Genomic DNA, 18,647 nt, shown 5'->3' on the forward strand with positions numbered 1-18,647 from the left:
CGCTAGCGGCGGACCGAGAGACCCACGCGCTGGAACTCCTTGAGGTCCGAGTAGCCCGTCTTGGCCATCGCGCGCCGCAGGGCACCGAAGAGGTTCATCGTGCCGGCCCCCGAGCGGGCGGGTCCGGTGAGCACGGTCGCGAGGTCGGGCGCCACCGTCGGCACGCGGCTGATGCCGCTGCGGGGCAGCGACGGGTGGGCCGCCGCCGGCGTCCAGTACCAGCCGCCCCCCGGGGCCTCCTCGGCCGCGGCGAGCTGCTCACCGAGCATCACCGCGTCGGCGCCGCAGGCGATGGCCTTGGCGATGTCGCCCGAGGTGCTCATGGCGCCGTCGGCGATGACGTGGACGTAGCGCCCGCCGGTCTCGTCGAGGTGGTCGCGGCGCGCGGCCGCGGCGTCGACGAGCGCGGTGGCCATCGGCACCCCGATACCCAGCACGGCGTCGGTGGACGTCGCCGTCGACTGCCCGTAGCCGACGATGACGCCGGCCGCGCCGGTGCGCATGAGGTGCATCGCCGTGCGGTAGTCGCCCACCCCGCCGGCCACGACGGGGATGTCGAGCGACTCGATGAAGTCCTCGAGGTCCAGCGGGCCCTCGACGGCCTCCTCGCCGCCGACGTGCTCCGCCGAGATGATCGTCCCCTGCACCACCAGCACCTCCACGCCGGCGGCCAGCAGGGTCGGCGTCAGCTCCCGCGCGTGCTGGGGGCTCACGCGGGCGGCCACGGTGGCGCCGGTCGCGCGGACGCGCTCGAGCGCCTCGGTGAGCAGCGACGTCCGGACCGGCGCGGCGTGCAGGCGCTGGAGCTCGGCGACGGCCTCCGCCGGGTCGACGGCGGCGCGCGCCACGACCTCCGCCAGCGCCTTCTCGGCCTCGGCGTGCCGCGCCCACAGGCCCTCGGCGTTGAGCACCCCGAGCCCGCCGAGCTCGCCGACCCGCGCCGCGGTGGCGGGGCTGACGACGGCGTCGGTCGGGTGGGTCAGCAGCGGCAGCTCGAAGCGGTAGGCGTCGAGCTGCCAGGCCGTCGACACCGCCGACGAGGAGCGGGTGCGCCGGGACGGGACGATGTCGAGGTCGTCGAAGACGTAGCTGCGCTGGGCGCTGCGGCCCCGCCCGATCTCGACCTGCTCGCGCACGGCGGGCTCTCCTGACTAGCGCGCGCCGTAGTTCGGCGCCTCGGCGGTCATCGTCACGTGGTGCGGGTGGGACTCGGCGAGCCCCGCCGCCGTGATCCGGACGAGGTGCGCGCGCTGCAGCTCCGCGGTGGTCCGCGCGCCCGTGTAGCCCATCGCCGCCCGCAGACCGCCGACGAGCTGGTGGGCCACCTGGGCGAGGGGCCCCCGGAAGGGTACGCGGCCCTCGACGCCCTCGGGCACCAGCTTGTCGTCGGAGAGGACGTCGTCCTGGAAGTAGCGGTCCTTCGAGTACGAGCCCTGCTGCCCGCGGCTGCGCATCGCGCCCAGCGAGCCCATGCCCCGGTAGGTCTTGAACTGCTTGCCGTCGAGCAGGACGAGGTCGCCCGGCGTCTCGGCGGTGCCCGCGAGCAGCGAGCCGAGCATCACGGTGTTCGCGCCGGTGGCGAGCGCCTTGGCGATGTCGCCCGACGACTGCAGCCCGCCGTCGCCGATCACCGGCACGCCCGCCGGCGCGGCCGCGGCCGCCGCCTCGTGGATCGCCGTGATCTGGGGGACGCCGACCCCCGCGATGACGCGCGTCGTGCAGATCGAGCCCGGCCCGACGCCGACCTTCACCGCGTCCGCGCCGGCGTCGACCAGCGCCTGGGCGCCCGCGCGCGTGGCGACGTTGCCGCCGACGACCTCGACGCGCTCGCCGAGCTCCTGCTTGAGCTTCGCCACCATCGCGGTGACCGCGCGGGAGTGGCCGTGGGCGGTGTCGACGACGAGCACGTCGACCCCGGCGTCCACCAGCCCCATGGCCCGGGACCACGCGTCGTCGCCGACACCCACCGCGGCGCCGCAGAGCAGGCGGCCGTCCGGGTCCTTCGTCGCCATGGGGTACTGCTCGGTCTTGACGAAGTCCTTGACCGTGATGAGCCCGCGCAGGATGCCGGCCCCGTCGACCAGCGGCAGCTTCTCGATCTTGCGTCGGCGCAGCAGCCCCAGCGCGGCCTCGGCGGTGACGCCGACCTGCGCGGTGACGAGGTCCTCGGCGGTCATGACGTCGCGCACACGGCGCGAGTGGTCGACCTCGAACCGCATGTCGCGGTTGGTGATGATGCCCACGAGGCGCCCCACCTCGTCGACGACCGGCAGCCCGGAGATGCGGAACTTGGCGCACAGGGCGTCGACGTCGGCGAGGGTGTCGTCGGACGAGCACGTGACCGGGTCGGTGACCATCCCGGCCTCCGACCGCTTCACCACCTCGACCTGCGCCGCCTGCTCCTCGGCCGGGAGGTTGCGGTGCAGCACGCCCATCCCGCCCTGGCGTGCCATGGCGATGGCCATGCGCGACTCGGTGACGGTGTCCATCGCGGAGCTGACCAGCGGCACCCGCAGAGTGACCCGGCGGGTCAGCTGCGCCGAGGTGTCCGCCTCCGAGGGCACGACGTCCGACTCACCGGGCAGGAGCATGACGTCGTCGAAGGTGAGTCCGAGCAACGCGAACTTCTCGGGCAGACCGGGGTCCGTCAGCACCATGCCCTCGATGGTAGTCCGCACTCCGACGGGGTCCCCCGGGCGCGCACACCGCCGCTGGGTGACGCGCGCGGCAGGACGGGTAAATTGCTGGTCGTGGCCTACGAAGCGCTGCCGCCCGATCCGTTCGCGGGGGATCCCGCGGACCCCGCACGCGCGCTCGGGGGACCGGATGCCGACGCCCTCGACGACGCGCCGCTCGACGACGCCGAACGCGACGAGGTGGTCGCCGACCTCGGCGACCTCGCGGTGTTCGAGGCGCTGCTCGCCCCGCGCGGCATCCGCGGCGTGGTCGTCGACTGCGAGGACTGCTCCGAGCAGCACTACCACGACTGGGACCTGCTGCGGGCGAGCCTCCAGCAGCTGCTCGACGAGGGGCACATGCGCCCCCACGAGCCCCCGTTCGACCCGGACCCGGCGTCCTACGTGACCTGGGAGTACTGCCGGGGCTTCGCGGACGCCACGCTCGCCGAGTAACCCCGCCCCGCACGCACGAACGGCCCGGTCCCCTCGCGGGGGCCGGGCCGTTCGGCGTCCTGGGTCGGTGCCGCGTCAGTTCGGCGTGGAGGACGTGGCGCCCGGGCTCGTGGAATCGGTCACGGCCGGGTCCTCGGAGTCGCGGGTGTCCGGCGTCGCCGGGTCCTCCGCCGCCGGCGCGGACGGGTCCTCGGGCTGGGGAGCCGCCGGCTCCTCCTGGCTCGGCGAGACCGTGTCCTCCGGCGTCTGGCCCGCGCCCGCCGCCGGGGCCTCCGGCGAGGGCTCCGTCGAGCCCGAGGCGGGCTCGCGGGCCGACGGCGACGGGTCGGCCTCGATGGAGCTCTGCACCCGGTCACGCTCGACCACCAGCGGGGCGCGCTGCTCGGGCGCGACCTGCGGGATGACGATGTTGACCTGGGCGAGCTCGTTGCGCGCCGCCTGCGTGTCGCCGCGGGCGAGGGCGCCGTTGGCGGCCTCGATCCGCGTGCGGACCTCCTCGACGCGCTCGACGCTCTGCGCGCGCTCCGAGAAGAAGACCTTGGAGACGCCCCACAGCGTGTCGCCGGGCATGGCGCCGTGCACCGCGACGGTCAGGCCCGCGCAGGCCACGGCCGCGGCGACCGCCGCGATCGCGAACGGCATGCGGCGCCGTCCGCGGGACCGCAGCCGGTCGCGACTGTCATGGCCGGCCGCGACGGCCTCGGCCGCCTCGTCCAGCGTGACGAGCTCCGGCATCGGGTCGGCCTCGATGTCGGCCCGCCACGCGGCCAGGATCGCCGCGAGACGGTCGTCATCGGTGCCGCCGAAGCCGTACGCCGCGATGTCACCCGCTCCGCCGGCGCCGCCGGCGAGCGCGTCGATCAGGGCGTCGTCGGCCCGGACCGCCGCGAGGTCGACGGGGCCGTCGACGAGGTCACCCTCGGACCCGCCCGACGCCCGGTGGCCGCCCACTCAACTCACCTCTTCCGAGATCGCGGACACCGCGGTCCGCAGTTTCGACAACGCCCGGTGCTGGGCCACCCGCACCGCCCCGGGGGTGGACTCGACCGCTTCCGCGGTTTCCTCCGCCGACAGTCCAACGACGACACGCAGCACGAGGATTTCCCTCTGTTTGGGCGGCAGTGTGTCGAGGAGTTGACCCATCTGGACGGACAACGCTCCGTTCAGTGCACGCTGCTCGGGGCCGTCCCGGGGATCGAGCTCCTCGGGGAACTCCTCCACGGGCTCGGAGCGGCTGCGCGCGACCGACCGGTGGGCGTCGACGACCTTGTGGGCCGCGATGCCGTAGACGAAGGCGAGGAACGGGCGGCCCTGGTCGCGGTAGCCCGGCAGCGCGGTCAGCACGGCGAGACACACCTCCTGGGCCACGTCGTCGGCGGAGACCGCCGACCGTTCCTGCCGGCCGATGCGCGCACGGCAGTACCGCACGACCAACGGTCGGATGATCGCGAGAACGCGGTTGAGGGCCGAGCGGTCGCCGTCGTTGGCGGCGGCCACCAGTCCCTCGAGATCGTTCCCTGCGTCAGTCATCGCTCCACGTGGCCCCGGTGTTACGCGGGGCGGTGACTCCGGACGCAACGGCACCGCCGTCGACGCACCGGCCACCGCCGGACGTTCCGACGTCCCGGCCGAGGTGAGCGGGCCGGGCGCCGACATGGTCGGCTCAGGGTAGCGGGCCGTTCGCGGCCCCTGCGCGGGCCAGGACGGCGGAGGCGCGGCGTTCCCCCGATCCGGGGCACGCCACCGGTCCGCGGCGCGGTGGACCGCCCGCGGGATGCCGATGACCGGCGTCGGGACGTCGTCGACGTGCACCCCGCGTGCCACGTCGGCCGGACCCCCCGAACGACCGTCGTTCCGGGACGCGGTCAGGAGACCAGGCCCCGTCGGAAGCCGTGCGCCACGGCCTGCGCACGGTCGCGCACGCCGAGCTTGCGGAAGAGGCGCCGCGCGTGGGTCTTGACCGTGTCCTCGGAGAGGTAGAGCTCGCGCCCGATCTGGCCGTTGCTCTTGCCCTGGGCCATGCCGCGCAGGACCTGCAGCTCGCGCTCGGTGAGCTGGACGCCGGTGTCGGCCGGGGTGCGGGGAGCGGGCACCGACGTGCTGGCGAGCGTGTGGGCGAGGGCGGCGACGAGCTCGGGCCGCGAGGCGTCCCAGCGCAGGTAGCCCCGGGCGCCGCCGGCGATGGCCGCGGCGATGCTGCCGGAGTCGTCGGGCGCGCCGAAGACGATGACGTTGGCCTGCGGGTGGGCCGCCACGAGCCGGCGGGTGGCCTCCACGCCGGTGGGCACCGCGCGCTGCGTCCCGACCAGCACCACGTCGACCGTCTGGCGGGAGAAGCGGGTGAGCAGCTCGTCGCCGTGGGCGACGCAGTCGATGCGGTGGACACCCGGGACCGCGGACATCACCCTGGTGAGGCCTTCACGGACGCTGCGACGGTCGTCGCAGATCAGCACCGTGGTCACGGGAGCTCCTTTCTGCAGCGACCCTGCAGCCGATGAGCGAGCACTCTCCCCCATCGGCGTACGGGGCGCCGAGCTTGACCCGCCGATCGGAGCGAATTCGGTCCGCCGTCCGGCCGGTTCGCGTGCGCGGTCGGGTCCCCGCTCGGCCTGCCGGTCCATGCGCTCTCCTCGTTCGACGGGCGCAGGACGGTCCACGCCTCGATGGGGCCGAGGGCCTCCACGACTGATCGGCGGCGGCCGCGACGTCGACCGGCCGGTGTGGTGACCCTCCCCCTGTTCAACGTGCGGGCGACCCTACGGTGACGACCGGAGATCCATCGGATACGACCGTCGGGCGACACCGTCGTGTACTCCGCGTGCGGGGAATGATCACGGATCGGAGCCGGTTCGGCAAGAACCCCGACATGTAGGCGACCGCTCACCGATGCATGGATCGGGGAATGGCGCACGTCGCATGCCCTGGACGGCTCGTGCACAACCGCCATAGGGTCCATCGCGGTGGTCGCGGTGGGCGCCCAGATGCGCACACAGCGTGATCACCGGCACGGCACGGTGTGGAGCCCCGGCACCGCGACGGCCGTGTCGCAGTCGGACCCAGCCGGACCCGCGGGTCTTTCAGACGTGGAGGTGGCCCATGGCCGACGTCCGCCGGCTTCCCGGACCCAACGCCGACATCTGGGACTGGCAGCGCCTGGGGGCCTGCCGGGGCATGGACAGCGCGTTCTTCTTCCACCCCGACGGCGAGCGCGGGCCGGCCCGTGCCCACCGCGAGCGCCGCGCCAAGGCCGTGTGCCGCGACTGCCCCGTCCTCGAGCCCTGCCGCCGTCACGCCATCGCCGCGGGCGAGCCCTACGGCATCTGGGGCGGCATGTCGGAGTCCGAGCGCGTCGCGGCCGCCACCGGCTGCCCCCGCCGCCTGAGCTGAAGCCGCGGCTCCCACGAGCCCCCGGACACACGACGGGCCCCCACCGCCTCGCGGCGATGGGGGCCCGTCGTCGTCGTCGCTCGGGCGACCACCGGAGCGCGCCGGAGGTCGGTGGTCAGCGCGACGGAGCGCCGGCTGCCGTACCTCCTTGCGTACCTCCTCGGCGCGACCGACTAGTGGCCGTGCCCGTGGCCGTGGCCACCGGCGGCGGCCGCCGGCTCCGCCTCCTCGGGCTTGTCCACGACGGCGCTCTCCGTGGTGAGCACCATGCGGGCGATCGAGGTGGCGTTCTCCAGGGCGGAGCGGGTGACCTTCACCGGGTCGATGATCCCGGCGGCCATGAGGTCGCCGTAGGTCTCGCTCGCGGCGTCGTAGCCGGTCTCCCAGCTCCCGTCCGCGACCTTGGCCGCGACGACCGAGCCCTCGAGGCCCGCGTTGCGGGCGATCGCCTTGAGCGGCGCCGAGAGCGCCCGGCGCACGAGCGCCACACCGGTGGCCTCGTCGCCGGTGCGGCCGAGGCCACCGTCGAGCTCGGCCGCGGCGTGCAGCAGCGCGCTGCCGCCACCGGGGACGATGCCCTCCTCCACCGCGGCGCGGGTGGCGGCGATGGCGTCCTCGATGCGGTGCTTGCGCTCCTTCATCTCGGTCTCGGTGGCCGCGCCGACCTTGATGACCGCGACGCCCCCGGCGAGCTTCGCCAACCGCTCCTGGAGCTTCTCGCGGTCCCAGTCGGAGTCGGTCTCGTCGATCTCGCGACGGATCTGGGCGACGCGGGCGTCGACCGTCTCGCGGTGTCCCCCGCCCTCGACGAGGGTGGTCGTGTCCTTGGTGATGACCGCGCGGCGCGCGGTGCCGAGCACCTCGGGGCCGACCTCGGCCAGCTTGATGCCGACCTCGGGGTTGACGACGGTCGCGCCCAGGGCGGCCGCGAGGTCGTCGAGGAACGCCTTGCGGCGGTCACCGAAGAACGGCGCCTTGACCGCGGCGACGCGGACGGTCTTGCGGATGGAGTTCACGACGAGCGTCGAGAGCGCCTCGGCCTCGACGTCCTCGGCGATGATCAGCAGCGGCTTGCCGCCCTCGACGACCTTCTCCAGCAGCGGCAGGAGGTCCGAGATGGCGCTGATCTTCTCGCGGTGCAGCAGGACCTGGACGTCCTCGAGCACCGCCTCCATCGAGTCGTTGTCGGTGACGAAGTAGGGCGAGATGTAGCCCTTGTCGAACTGGAGACCCTCGGTGATCTCCAGCTCGGTCGCCAGCGTCGAGGCCTCCTCGACGGTGATGACGCCGTCCTCGCCGACCTTCTCCATCGCCTCGCCGATGAGGTCGCCGATCGTCTGGTCGCGGCTCGCGACCGCACCGACGGCGGCGATGCCCTGGCGCCCGTCGACCGGGGTGGCCCGGGAGCGCAGCACCTCGGTGACCTTCTCGGTGGCGGCGACCATGCCGGCGCCGAGCGCCGAGGGGTTGGCGCCGGCGGCGAGGTTGCGCAGGCCCTCGTGCACGAGCGCCTGGGCGAGCACCGTCGCCGTCGTCGTGCCGTCGCCCGCGACGTCGTTGGTCTTGGTGGCGACGTTCTTGGCCAGCTGCGCGCCGAGGTTCTCGAACGGGTCGTCGAGCTCGATCTCGCGGGCGATGGTGACGCCGTCGTTGGTGATCGTCGGACCACCGAACTTCTTCTCCAGGACGACGTGGCGACCCCGGGGTCCGAGGGTCACCGTCACCGCCCCGGCGAGCTGGTCGACGCCGCGCTCGAGCGCGCGACGGGCCGTCTCGTCGAACGTGATCTGCTTGGGCACTGAATCCCTTCCTGTCCCGCGGAACGACGCCGCCCCGGTGCCCCGTGGGGCCACCGGGGCGGCGATCGACGTGTGCGCGCGGGGGTCCTAGTTGACGACCGCCAGCACGTCACGCGAGGAGAGGATCAGGTAGTCCTCGCCATTGTACTTGACCTCGGTGCCGCCGTACTTCGAGAAGATGACGACGTCGCCGACGGCGACGTCGAGCGGGATGCGGTTCCCGTTGTCGTCGACGCGGCCCGGGCCGACGGCCAGGACCTTGCCCTCCTGGGGCTTCTCCTTGGCCGTGTCGGGGATGACGATGCCGGAGGCGGTCGTGGTCTCGGCCTCGCTGGCCTGCACCACGAGCTTGTCCTCGAGCGGCTTGATGTTCACGCTGGCCACAGCGGTGACCTCCACCTGTCCTGGGGTCGGGATGGCGTTCCTCTGCCATCACGGCGCCGGCTGGCCGTCCCGCCGTCGCGGGTGCCGGAACGGCTCCGACGCCGTGCTGATTGGCACTCTAGCGCCGAGAGTGCCAAGCCATCAACGAGGGGCGTCGGGCGGGTCGCGCCGCATGGTGAACGCGTCCGCGCCCGAGGCGTAGTACCGGCGCCGCGTGCCGAGGACGGTGAAGCCGGTGCTGCGGTAGAGGCCCAGCGCGGCCTCGTTGTCGACGCGGACCTCGAGGAACGTGGTCGCGTCGATCGCGTCGGCGGCGGCGAGCAGGCCTGCGAGCAGCGCCCGCCCGATGCCCCGGCCCTGGTGGGCGGGGTCGACGCCGATCGTGTGGATCTCCGCCTCCGCCTGCTGGCCCAGGCGCGCGGGCATGAGGGCGACGCCGCCGTAGCCGACGAGCTCGCCGTCCTCCCGCGCGGCGAGGTAATGGTGGCCGGCGCGCAGCTCGGTGCGGAACGCCCGGGCGCTCCAGGGGTCGTCGCCCGGGAAGAGGATCGCCTCGAGCTCGGCGCAGCGGTCGGCGTCGTCGGGGGTCAGCGCGTCGAGGACGACGGCACCCGTCACGGCCGGCTCACGGGCGCGTCACGGCCTTCGGCGCGCCCGGCGGGACGGCGTCGGGGCGGCGCAGGTAGAGCGGCACCAGCGGGCCGGGGTCGGCGCCCGCGCGCAGGGCCGGCGCGGCGACGGCGACGAGGCCGTCGGGGGTGGGGCCGGGCGACACGGTCGCGGCGCCCACCTGGGCGGCGGCGTCGCCGAGGACCCGGTCGACCGGGCCCAGGTCGCCGTCGGGGCCGAGGCGCGCGGCGAGCTCGGCGGGCGCGACGACCTCGGGACCGTGGACGCGGACGCCGTCGACCAGCAGGCTCCAGTAGACCTCGCGGCGGCGGGCGTCGGTGACGACCAGGACGCGCCCGCGCGTGCCGGCGGCCAGCGCGTCGTGGGTCGGCACGCCGTGCACGGGGATGCCGAGCCCGTCGCCCATCGCCGCGGCGGTGACCAGCCCGACCCGCAGGCCGGTGAACGGCCCGGGCCCGAGGCCCGCGACCACCGCGTCGAGGTCGGCGCGCGTGCGCCCGGCCGCGGCGAGGGCGTCGGCGACGGCGGGCGCCAGCAGCTCGGCGTGCGCCCGGGCGCCCTCGGCGTCGCGGGCGGCGAGGGTCGTGGGCGGTCCGTCGGCGTCGAGCTCGACCACCCCGGCGGTGATGCGGGCGGTGGCGGTGTCGAGGGCCAGGACGAGCACGGCAGGAGACCCTACGGAGCGACCAGCCGCGCCGGTCCCTGCAGGTGGGCCTCGCGGGTCTCGTCGGCGCCGGACCGGTCCAGCCGGACGAGCAGGTGCTCGCTCGCCAGGTGCTCGGCCACGCCCTCGCCCCACTCGACGACCACGGCGGCGCGGGTGAGGTCGGTGTCGAGGTCGAGGTCGTCGAGCTGGGCGGCGACATCGCGCGGGTCGGGGTCGCCGGTGCCGACGCCCAGGCGGTAGGCGTCGACGTGCACGAGCACGACCCCGCGCCCGCCGAGGGGCTCGGGCAGCGGCGGGTGCTCGCGGGCGATGACGAAGGTCGGCGAGGTGATCGGCCCCTCCACCCCGAGGCCCTCGCCGATGCCGGCCGCGAGGCAGGTCTTGCCGGCGCCGAGCGGGCCGGCGAGCACGACGAGGTCGCCGGGACCGAGCCGCGTGCCGATGTCCCGCCCGAGCTCGGTGGTGTCGGCGGCGCTGGGCAGCACCACGCGCCGCTCGCTGACGACGTCGGCGGCCATCAGGCCCGTCGCCGGGGACGGCGCAGCCCGCGGCGCGGGCGGTCGGTGGCCGCGGTCCGGCCGGGCCGCAGCCGGCGCAGGACCTGGCTGCGGTGGGTGCAGCGGCGCAGCAGCTCGAGCAGCGCGGCGTCGTACTCCCCGGGCTGCTCGAGCATCGCCATGTGCCCGGCGCCCTCGAGGGGCAGCAGCTCGGCGTGCGGCATCTCCGCGGCGATCAGCTCGGAGTGCTCGTAGGGGATCATGCGGTCGCGCGTGCCGCCCGCGACCAGCACCTCGCACTGCGACAGCCCCGCCAGCGCGGCACGGCGGTCGTGCGTGGACAGGGTGTTGGCGAACGAGGTCAGCGCGTCCAGCGGCGTCGCGGCGATGGTGCGGTCGACGAGGTCGACCAGCGCCGGGTCGGTGGTGCGGTCGCCGAACGAGAGCGCCTGCACGAACGCCCAGACGACGTTGCCGGCCGCGCGGCGCACGCGGTCGGCGAAGACCGGCTGGGCGTGGGCGATGCGGCCCAGGACGCTGACCGTCGGGTTGCGGTGCGAGAGCACGGCCTGCTTGAGACCGCCCGCCATGACGTCGCCGGCCGAGGTGCACAGCAGCGAGACGCCGACGATGCGCTCGCGGAAGAGCTTCGGGTTGCGCTCGGCCAGCGCCATGATCGTCATGCCGCCCATGGAGTGCCCGACGAGCACGACCGGGCCCTCGGGGACGACGGCGCGCAGGATCGCGTCGAGGTCGGCGCCGAGCTGGGCGATGGTGCAGGACCGCGCGCTCGCCTGCCCCGAGCGCCCGTGGCGGCGCTGGTCGTAGAGGACGGTGCGCACCGCCGGCTCGGTGAGCTCGGAGAGCATGCGGCGCTGGAAGTGCCAGCACTTGCGGTCGAGGGCGAAGCCGTGGACGAGCACGACGGTCAGCTCGGCCTTCGCGCCCGGCGTGACCGGGTCGACCTCCTCGACCGACAGCCGCACGCCGTCGTCCGCGGCCACCGACGACTCCCGCCCGGGCGGGAGCAGGCCGAGCTGCGACGGATGGGCCTTCTCCTCCTCGGAGAGCCGCTCGCGCTGGCGCAGGATGCGCGAGCGGACCCGGCCCGCGCCGACGGCACCGGCCGCGGCCGCGCCGCCGAGCACGGTGCCCGCCACGGCGCCGGCGACGGCCCCGGGCGAGAGGTGGTGGTGGTGGCGATCGTGGTCGCTCACGAGGGCGTCCCGTGCGTGCGCGTCACCCGTGGACGGCAGCCGACGCCCGTGACGACCTCGTAGTGGATGGTGTCGAGCCAGCGCGCCCACTCGAGCGCCGTGGGCTCGCCGGCGTCGCCGGCCCCGAAGAGCACGACCTCGTCGCCGGGCGCGACGGCGGGCGGGTCGCCGTCGGCCGGGCCCAGGTCGACCACGACCTGGTCCATGCACACGCGGCCCACGACCGGTCGGCGCCGACCGGCGAGCTGCACCGTCATCGTCCCTCCGAGCCGTCGCGGCACGCCGTCCGCATACCCCGTCGGCACCAGTGCCAGCACCCGGTCGTCGGGGGCGATCCACTCGTGGCCGTAGGACACACCCTCCCCGGCCGCGACCCGTTTGACCAGTGCCACCCGGGTGCGGAACGTCATGACCGGGCGCAGACCGTGATGGTCCGGGGCCTCGAGCGGGTCGAGCCCGTACACGGCGATCCCGGGCCGGACGAGGTCGAGGTGCAGGTCGGGGCGGGTCAGGGTGCCGGCGGAGTTCGCGAGGTGCCGCCACGGCCGCGGGCCGCCGAGCCGCTCGCCCGCGGCGCGCCAGGCCTCGTCGAGGCGCCGGGCCTGCACGTCGATCGTCGGGTGGTCGGGGGCGTCCGCGTGCGCGAGGTGCGACCACACCGCGGCCACCTCGACGTCGCCCGCGGCGCGCGCCGCCTCGGTCGCGGCCAGCAGGTCGCCCCACGCCCCGGGCGGGCAGCCGTTGCGGCTCAGCCCCGTGTCGATCTTGAGGTGGATGCGGGCGGGCCGCCCGGCCCGGGCCGCGCCGGCGACGACGCCCGCGAGCTCCGCGCGCGAGGAGACCCCGACGTCGACGGCGTCGGCGACGGCGGGGGCGAAGTCCTCGTCGGGCAGGTGCAGCCACGACAGCACGGGCGCGCGGATGCCGGCCGCGCGCAGCTCGGCGGCCTCCTCGAGCGTGCAGACGCCGAGCCACGTGGCGCCGCTGTCCAGCGCGGTGCGGGCGACCTCGGGGGCGCCGTGGCCGTAGCCGTCGGCCTTGACGACGGCCATCGTCGCGGCGCCCGAGTCCCGCGCCAGGCCCGCGAGGAGCCGGACGTTGTGCGCCACGGCGTCGTGGTCGATGCGGGCCTCGACGCGGGGGTGCGTCCGTGTGCTCGTGGTCATCGGGCCTCCCGGACCTGGCGGATCGCGGCCGGCAGGGCCCGCTGGACGTGCGAGGCGGGCACGGGCGAGCCGGGCCCCTCCTGCGCGCCGGCGCCGATCTCCGCGGCGCGCGCGTGGACGAGCGCCGCGCAGCCGCCCGCCCACCACGGGTCGAGACCGGCGGCGAGCAGCGCGCCGGCGACGCCGGAGAGCACGTCGCCCGACCCGGCGGTGGCGAGCCAGGCGCTCCCGGCGGGGTGCACGAGCACGCGGCCGTCGGGGGCGGCGACGATCGTGGCGTTGCCCTTGAGCAGGACGGTGAGGCCGAGGTCGGCGGCGGCCCGTCGGGCGGAGTCGACGCGGTCGTCGGTGAGCTCCGCGATGCGACCGAACTCGCCGGCGTGCGGGGTGACGAGCACCGGGGTCTCCCGCGCGCGCTCCCGCAGCTCCGCGTGCTGCCCGAGGAGCGTCACCGCGTCGGCGTCGGCGAGCACGGGCAGGCCCGCGTCGAGGACGTCGGCGAGGGTCTGCGCGCCGGCGTCGTCGGTGCCGAGGCCCGGGCCGACGACCCACGCCTGCACGCGGCCGGCCTCGCCGACGGTGTCGGTGGCGACGATCTCGGGCCACGCGGCGCGCACCTCGTCGGCGGCGCTCCCGGCGTAGCGGACCATGCCGCTGGTGGCCAGGGCGGCGGCGCCGGACGCGAGGACCGCGGCGCCGGGGTAGGTCCGCGAGCCGGCCGCGATGCCGACCACGCCCTGGGTGTACTTGTCGTCGAAGGGCCCGGGCACCGGCCAGCGCGCGGCGACGTCGGCGTCCTCGAGCACGGTGATCGGCGCGGGCGGCAGCTCGGGGCCCAGGCCGATGTCGACCAGCGTCACCGGGCCGCAGCGGGGTGCCGCGAGCACGTGGACGGGCTTGCGGGCGCCGAAGGTGACGGTGCGCGCCGCCCGCACGGCCTCGTCGGCGGCGACGCCGGTGAGCGGGTCGACGCCGCTGGGGGTGTCGACGGCGAGGACGGGCACGCGCGCGGTGGCCGCCGCCGCCGCGAGCGTCGCCGCCCCGGGCCGCAGCCCGCCCCGCGCGCCGGTGCCCACGATCGCGTCGAGGACGAGGTCGGCGCGGTCGACGGCGGAGACGCCGTGCTCGACCGCGGTGACGACGCGGCCCTTCTGCCGCCCGAGAGCCGCGAGCCCGGCGGGGTGTGCCTTGTCGGGGCTGAGCAGGACCGCGGTGACCGCGACCCCGCGCCGGCGCAGCTCGTAGCCGGCCCAGAGCCCGTCGCCGCCGTTGTTGCCCGCGCCGGCGAGGACGACGACCCGGCGCCCGGCGATCCCACCGGTGCGGCGCTCGAGCTCGGCCAGCGCCACCTGCGCGACGCCCCGGGCCGCCCGGCGCATCAGCGCGCCCTCCGGCGTGCGCGCCAGCACCGGTTCCTCGGCCGCGCGCACCTGCTCGGGCGTCCAGACGCCGTACACCCCGGCTGCCTCCTCCGGCCTATGTGAGCGAAATTCCCGGCTATAGCCGGAATTTCGCTCACATACCCCGCTACTCGACCGTGACCGACTTCGCGAGGTTGCGGGGCTTGTCGACGTCGTAGCCGCGGGCGCGGGCCACCTCGGCGGCGAAGACCTGCAGCGGGATGCTCGCGACCAGCGGCTGGAGCAGCGTGGACACGGCCGGCACCTCGATGAGGTGCTCCGCGAACGGGCGCACGGTCTCGTCGCCCTCCTCGGCCACCACGATCGTCCGGGCGCCGCGGGCCTGGATCTCGCGGATGTTCGAGAGCAGCTTCTGGTGGAGGATCGCGCGGCCCTTGGGCGAGGGCATGACGACCACCACCGGCAGGTCCTGCTCGATCAGCGCGATCGGCCCGTGCTTGAGCTCGCCGGCCGCGAAGCCCTCGGCGTGCATGTACGCGAGCTCCTTGAGCTTGAGCGCGCCCTCCAGCGCCACCGGGAACCCGACGTGGCGGCCGAGGAACAGCACCGCCTTCGACGGCGCGAGGTCCCGGGCCAGCGCCCGGGTCGGCTCGACGACCGCCTCGAGCACCCGGGCGACGGCGTCGGCGCTCGACTCCAGCTCCGCGTACTCGCGGGCGACCTCGTCGGCGTACTTCGTGCCGAACGTCTGCGCCAGCGCGAGCCCCACGAGGTAGCAGGCGATGACCTGCGCGGTGAACGTCTTCGTCGCCGCGACCCCGACCTCGGGGCCGGCGTGGGTGTAGAGCACCGCGTCGGACTCGCGCGGGATCTGCGCGCCGTTGGTGTTGCAGATCGCCAGCACCCGCGCCTTCTGCTCGCGGGCGTGGCGCACGGCCTCGAGGGTGTCCGCGGTCTCGCCGGACTGGGAGATCGCGACGACGAGGGTGGAGCGGTCGAGCACCGGGTCGCGATAGCGGAACTCGCTCGCGACCTCCACCTCGACCGGGATGCGGCACCAGTGCTCGATCGCGTACTTCGCGAGCAGGCCCGCGTGGTACGCGGTGCCGCAGGCGACGACGAACACCTTGTCGATGTCGCGCAGCTCCTGGTCGGACAGGCGCTGCTCGTCGAGCACGACCCGCCCGTCGACGAGGTGCCCGCGCAGCGTGTCCGCCAGCGACGCCGGCTGCTCCTCGATCTCCTTGAGCATGAAGAAGTCGTGGCCGCCCTTCTCGGCGGCGGCGATGTCCCAGTCGACATGGAAGGGACGCGTCCTGGCGGTCTCGCCGTGGAAGTCGGTGACGACCGCCCCGTCGGCGGTGAGGGTGACGACCTGGTCCTGGCCGAGCTCGACCGCGTCGCGCGTGTGGTCGATGAACGCCGCGACGTCCGACGCCACGAACATCTCGCCCTGGCCCACGCCCACCACCAGGGGCGACGACCGGCGCGCGGCGACGATCTCGTCGGGGCGGTCGGCGTGGGTGAAGACCAGCGTGAACGCGCCCTCGAGCCGCGCCACCACCGCGCGCACCGCGGCGGTCAGGCCGGCGTCCGGATCGGCGCCGAACGCCCGTGCCACGAGGTGGGCGGCGACCTCCGAGTCGGTGTCGCTCGCGAGCTCCACGCCCTCGGCCTCGAGCTCGGCGCGCAGCGCGGCGAAGTTCTCGATGATGCCGTTGTGGACGACGGCGACCTTGCCCGTCACGTCCCGGTGCGGGTGGGCGTTGCGGTCGGTCGGCGGGCCGTGCGTGGCCCAGCGCGTGTGCCCCATCCCGGTGGTGCCGGACACGTCCTCCTCGGGCAGCACCGCCACGAGGTTGTCCAGCGGCCCGGCCGCCCGGTGCACCTCGAGCCCACCCGTGCCGTCGACCACGGCGACGCCCGCGGAGTCGTACCCGCGGTACTCCAGGCGCCGCAATCCGTTGACGAGGACCTCCTGGGCACCGCGCCAGCCGACGTATCCCACGATCCCGCACACGCGCCTCAGGGTAACGACGGCGTTCCGCGGCCCTCCCCGCCCGTGGGGCCGGGGGCCGAGCCGGGGCTGCGCCGGGCGGGTCACGACGGGCCGTCACCGGCCCGCTCCGCTAGGTTCCCGGGCCATGGCGAGCGTGATCGGAGGCGGCGTGATCGGAGGCAAGGCCCTCGCGCCCAAGGCGCTGGTCGCCGAGCTCTCCCGGCCCGGCCCGTACCCGGTGCTGCGCGGGGAGCTGGCGCTCGTCGGCCTGCCGGGCGTGGTGTTCACGCCGGCCTCGGGGACGGCTCTGCCCGCCGTGGCGTTCGGCCACGACTGGCTGCAGCCCGCCGCCCGCTACCTCGGCCTGCTGCGCCACCTCGCCTCCTGGGGCATCGTCGCCGCGGCACCCGACACCCAGCGCGGCCCCGTCGGCTCCCACCGCGGCCTCGCCCACGACCTGCGCACCGCGCTCGGCGTCTGCGCCGGCGTGCGGCTCGGCGGCTCCGCCCGCGGCGCCGCGGTCAGTGTCGACCCCCACAAGCTCGGCGTCGCCGGCCACGGGATGGGCGCGGGCTCGGCGGTGCTCGCCGCCGCGGTGCCCGCCGCGGACACCCGCGTGCAGGCCGTCGGCGAGCCGTACTGGGAGGTCGGGCACGGCGTCGCGATCCAGGCCGTGGCGACGATCGCGATCACCGACACCCGCCCCTCGGCGGTCGAGGCCGCCCGCGCCGTGCACCTGCCCGGCATGCACCTCGCCTACGGCCGCGACCTCGTCTCGCCGCCCGCCGCCGGCGCCGAGCTCCTCGCCGACGCCTGGGCCGGCGAGTCGTCGCTGCGCACGCTGAAGAAGGCCACCCACCTGGGGCTGCTCGAGGGCCGGCACTGGAGCGACGTCCTGCTCGACGGCAAGGGCGAGGCCGCCACGCGCACCCTCACCCGCGCGTTGCTGACCGGGTTCCTGCTCCACCGCCTCGGCGGCGACGACCGCTACGCCGCGGCGTTCGACGGCGCGGTCAAGGGGACGGAGCTCCGCTCGGCCTGAGCGGATCGCCCCCGCCCGCGGCCAGGCGCTCGCGGACCCGGGCCCCGGCCTCGCGGCCGACGGCGCGGCTGCGCGCCGCGGCGGCGAGGAAGGCGCCCGCCCGTTCCTCGAGGTCCGCGGCCCACGCGCGCAGCGGGGCCTCGACCGCCGGATCGGTGCGCACCCGCGCGAGCAGGGCATCGACCTGCGCGGGCAGCAGGCCGCCCACCGGGTCGGCGGGACGGACCGCGGCCGCGCCGGCCGCGAGGTCGCGCACCCCGGCCGCCACGCGCGCCGCGGCGACCTCGAGGACGTCGGCGGTGTCGCCGAGCTCGGTGACCAGGCCGTGCGCGGAGCGCGCCAGCGCCGACACCCGCCGCTGGACCGCGTCCGCCGACGGGCCCGCCCACGTGTCCCACAGCGGCCCGAGGTCCTCGGCGGTGTCGACGTGCTGGCGGCGGACCAGGGTCACGGCCTCGCGCAGGGCGTCGGCCTGGGCCGCGAGCGCGACCGGATCGGGCAGCTCGCGGGCCTCGGCGCCGGCGCGGCGGATCGTCGCCGGGTCGGTGTCGGGGCCGGCGGGCACACCCCGCCAGCGCGGGGGCAGCGCCGACCAGCGCGCGAGGTGGGTGGCGAGCACGCCGACCGCGGCGTCGACGGCGCTCAGGAGGGCAGGGCGATCCGGCCCCGCGAGGTCGACCGGGCCGGCGGCGGGGGCGAGCCGCAGCGGGCGGTCGGGACGGTTCACCCGACGCTGCGCGGCACGCCGCGCGCCGCCGCGGGACGCGGGCCCGGACCGGCGTCCTCGGGACCGTCGGCGTCCGCCGCCGCGGTGCCGGGCGTGCCGTCCGCGTGCCCGCCGCCGGCGGCGAGGAGGTGCTCGGCGAGGTCGCCCACCGCGCCCGCGTGCGCGCGGAGCAGGGCCACCGCGGAGAGCCCGCCCGTGGTGGCGTCGTCACCGCCCAGCCGGTCGGCGAGACGGTGGAGGTCGCGGGCGCGCCCGCTCACCGCCTCGACGACCTCGGGCAGGTCCGGGGGCGGGCCGTCGTCGGTGTCGGTGTGGTCGGTGTGGTCGGTGTGGTCGGCGTCGTCGGGGACGTCGTCGGGGCCGCCGCCCAGCTCGGCCAGCACGTCGTCGAGACCGCGTGCCGGGCCGTGAACGGGCGGGACCGAGTCCATCCGCGTCCTCCGCGTCCGGCCCGCGCTGCCGCGGGGGTGTGCCGACGTCCGCGTCCCGTGCGCCCGGCGTCGGGTCCGCGGAACCACCGCCAGGTTAACGCGTGGCGGTACACCGGTGGGCGGGAACCCGGGACCGGCGGGACCACGTGGGTGACGTCGGGGACCGGAGCCGGGCCCGGATCGGCACCGTGCGTGCCCGGTCGACCGCG

At 75.9% G+C, this 18,647-nt stretch carries 19 protein-coding genes; 3 read left to right on the forward strand and 16 right to left on the reverse strand.

All coding sequences use genetic code 11. From position 1 onward, the window contains the following. Window positions 1-2 precede the first annotated feature (2 nt). Window positions 3-1,136, reverse strand: a complete 1,134-nt coding sequence (locus PH190_RS02120) for a GuaB3 family IMP dehydrogenase-related protein (RefSeq protein WP_274229852.1) — start codon at window positions 1,134-1,136, stop codon at window positions 3-5. A gap of 15 nt (window positions 1,137-1,151) precedes the next feature. Further along, a complete protein-coding gene (gene guaB, locus PH190_RS02125; protein ID WP_274229853.1) occupies window positions 1,152-2,657 on the reverse strand; it encodes an IMP dehydrogenase in 1,506 nt (501 codons plus the stop codon). An 87-nt stretch (window positions 2,658-2,744) separates the two neighbouring features. On the opposite strand from guaB, the gene PH190_RS02130 reads away from it, so the two are divergent. Then, window positions 2,745-3,131, forward strand: coding sequence for a DUF5319 domain-containing protein (locus PH190_RS02130; RefSeq protein WP_420791561.1), 387 nt, complete (start codon window positions 2,745-2,747; stop codon window positions 3,129-3,131). Between the two features lie 75 nt (window positions 3,132-3,206). Here PH190_RS02130 and PH190_RS02135 read toward each other — a convergent pair whose 3' ends face one another. The 3 genes from PH190_RS02135 to PH190_RS02145 form a co-directional block, all read right to left on the reverse strand. Further along, window positions 3,207-4,082 carry an anti-sigma-D factor RsdA gene (locus tag PH190_RS02135; RefSeq protein ID WP_274229855.1) on the reverse strand — a complete coding sequence of 292 codons (876 nt, stop codon included), beginning with the start codon at window positions 4,080-4,082 and terminating at the stop codon, window positions 3,207-3,209. Then, window positions 4,083-4,661: a sigma-70 family RNA polymerase sigma factor gene (locus PH190_RS02140; RefSeq protein WP_274229856.1), complete on the reverse strand. Its 579-nt coding sequence runs from the start codon at window positions 4,659-4,661 to the stop codon at window positions 4,083-4,085. A 335-nt stretch (window positions 4,662-4,996) separates the two neighbouring features. Next, entirely contained in the window at window positions 4,997-5,593 is a 597-nt protein-coding gene (locus PH190_RS02145; RefSeq protein ID WP_274201133.1) for a response regulator transcription factor, read from the reverse strand. A gap of 634 nt (window positions 5,594-6,227) precedes the next feature. Here PH190_RS02145 and PH190_RS02150 point away from each other — a divergent pair. Beyond that, window positions 6,228-6,518, forward strand: coding sequence for a WhiB family transcriptional regulator (locus tag PH190_RS02150; protein ID WP_274229857.1), 291 nt, complete (start codon window positions 6,228-6,230; stop codon window positions 6,516-6,518). Window positions 6,519-6,691: 173 nt separating this feature from the next. On the opposite strand, the gene groL is transcribed toward PH190_RS02150, so the two are convergent. From groL to glmS, 9 genes are all read right to left on the reverse strand, one after another. Further along, on the reverse strand, window positions 6,692-8,317 hold the full coding sequence (gene groL / locus PH190_RS02155; protein ID WP_274229858.1) for a chaperonin GroEL: 1,626 nt from the start codon (window positions 8,315-8,317) through the stop codon (window positions 6,692-6,694). A gap of 87 nt (window positions 8,318-8,404) precedes the next feature. Beyond that, complete coding sequence (gene groES / locus PH190_RS02160; RefSeq protein ID WP_274229859.1) at window positions 8,405-8,716, reverse strand: co-chaperone GroES; 312 nt, start codon at window positions 8,714-8,716, stop codon at window positions 8,405-8,407. A gap of 126 nt (window positions 8,717-8,842) precedes the next feature. After that, window positions 8,843-9,319: a ribosomal protein S18-alanine N-acetyltransferase gene (gene rimI / locus PH190_RS02165; protein ID WP_337993785.1), complete on the reverse strand. Its 477-nt coding sequence runs from the start codon at window positions 9,317-9,319 to the stop codon at window positions 8,843-8,845. A gap of 7 nt (window positions 9,320-9,326) precedes the next feature. Next, complete coding sequence (gene tsaB, locus PH190_RS02170; RefSeq protein ID WP_274229860.1) at window positions 9,327-9,995, reverse strand: tRNA (adenosine(37)-N6)-threonylcarbamoyltransferase complex dimerization subunit type 1 TsaB; 669 nt, start codon at window positions 9,993-9,995, stop codon at window positions 9,327-9,329. A gap of 11 nt (window positions 9,996-10,006) precedes the next feature. After that, window positions 10,007-10,516: a tRNA (adenosine(37)-N6)-threonylcarbamoyltransferase complex ATPase subunit type 1 TsaE gene (gene tsaE, locus PH190_RS02175; protein WP_274229861.1), complete on the reverse strand. Its 510-nt coding sequence runs from the start codon at window positions 10,514-10,516 to the stop codon at window positions 10,007-10,009. Next, window positions 10,516-11,712: an alpha/beta fold hydrolase gene (locus tag PH190_RS02180; RefSeq protein ID WP_274229862.1), complete on the reverse strand. Its 1,197-nt coding sequence runs from the start codon at window positions 11,710-11,712 to the stop codon at window positions 10,516-10,518. The genes tsaE and PH190_RS02180 overlap by 1 nt, the downstream gene beginning before the upstream one ends. Next, window positions 11,709-12,878, reverse strand: coding sequence for an alanine racemase (gene alr / locus PH190_RS02185; RefSeq protein ID WP_274229863.1), 1,170 nt, complete (start codon window positions 12,876-12,878; stop codon window positions 11,709-11,711). Before alr ends, PH190_RS02180 begins: the two co-directional genes overlap by 4 nt. Beyond that, window positions 12,875-14,335: an NAD(P)H-hydrate dehydratase gene (locus PH190_RS02190; RefSeq protein ID WP_274229864.1), complete on the reverse strand. Its 1,461-nt coding sequence runs from the start codon at window positions 14,333-14,335 to the stop codon at window positions 12,875-12,877. The genes alr and PH190_RS02190 overlap by 4 nt, the downstream gene beginning before the upstream one ends. 70 nt (window positions 14,336-14,405) lie before the next feature. Next, window positions 14,406-16,259, reverse strand: a complete 1,854-nt coding sequence (gene glmS, locus PH190_RS02195) for a glutamine--fructose-6-phosphate transaminase (isomerizing) (RefSeq protein WP_274229865.1) — start codon at window positions 16,257-16,259, stop codon at window positions 14,406-14,408. A 148-nt stretch (window positions 16,260-16,407) separates the two neighbouring features. Between glmS and PH190_RS02200 the strand changes: the two genes are divergently transcribed. Beyond that, entirely contained in the window at window positions 16,408-17,280 is an 873-nt protein-coding gene (locus tag PH190_RS02200) for a dienelactone hydrolase family protein (RefSeq protein ID WP_274229866.1), read from the forward strand. Here the strand turns inward: PH190_RS02200 and PH190_RS02205 are convergent. Both PH190_RS02205 and PH190_RS02210 read right to left on the reverse strand, forming a co-directional pair. Next, complete coding sequence (locus PH190_RS02205) at window positions 17,252-18,007, reverse strand: hypothetical protein (RefSeq protein ID WP_274229867.1); 756 nt, start codon at window positions 18,005-18,007, stop codon at window positions 17,252-17,254. The two genes, PH190_RS02200 and PH190_RS02205, sit on opposite strands and share 29 nt — an antisense overlap. Next, window positions 18,004-18,438, reverse strand: a complete 435-nt coding sequence (locus PH190_RS02210) for a hypothetical protein (RefSeq protein ID WP_274229868.1) — start codon at window positions 18,436-18,438, stop codon at window positions 18,004-18,006. The genes PH190_RS02205 and PH190_RS02210 overlap by 4 nt, the downstream gene beginning before the upstream one ends. Between the last annotated feature and the right edge of the window lie 209 nt (window positions 18,439-18,647).

The organism is Actinomycetospora straminea, assembly GCF_028737255.1.
GTDB classification, from domain to species: domain Bacteria; phylum Actinomycetota; class Actinomycetes; order Mycobacteriales; family Pseudonocardiaceae; genus Actinomycetospora; species Actinomycetospora straminea.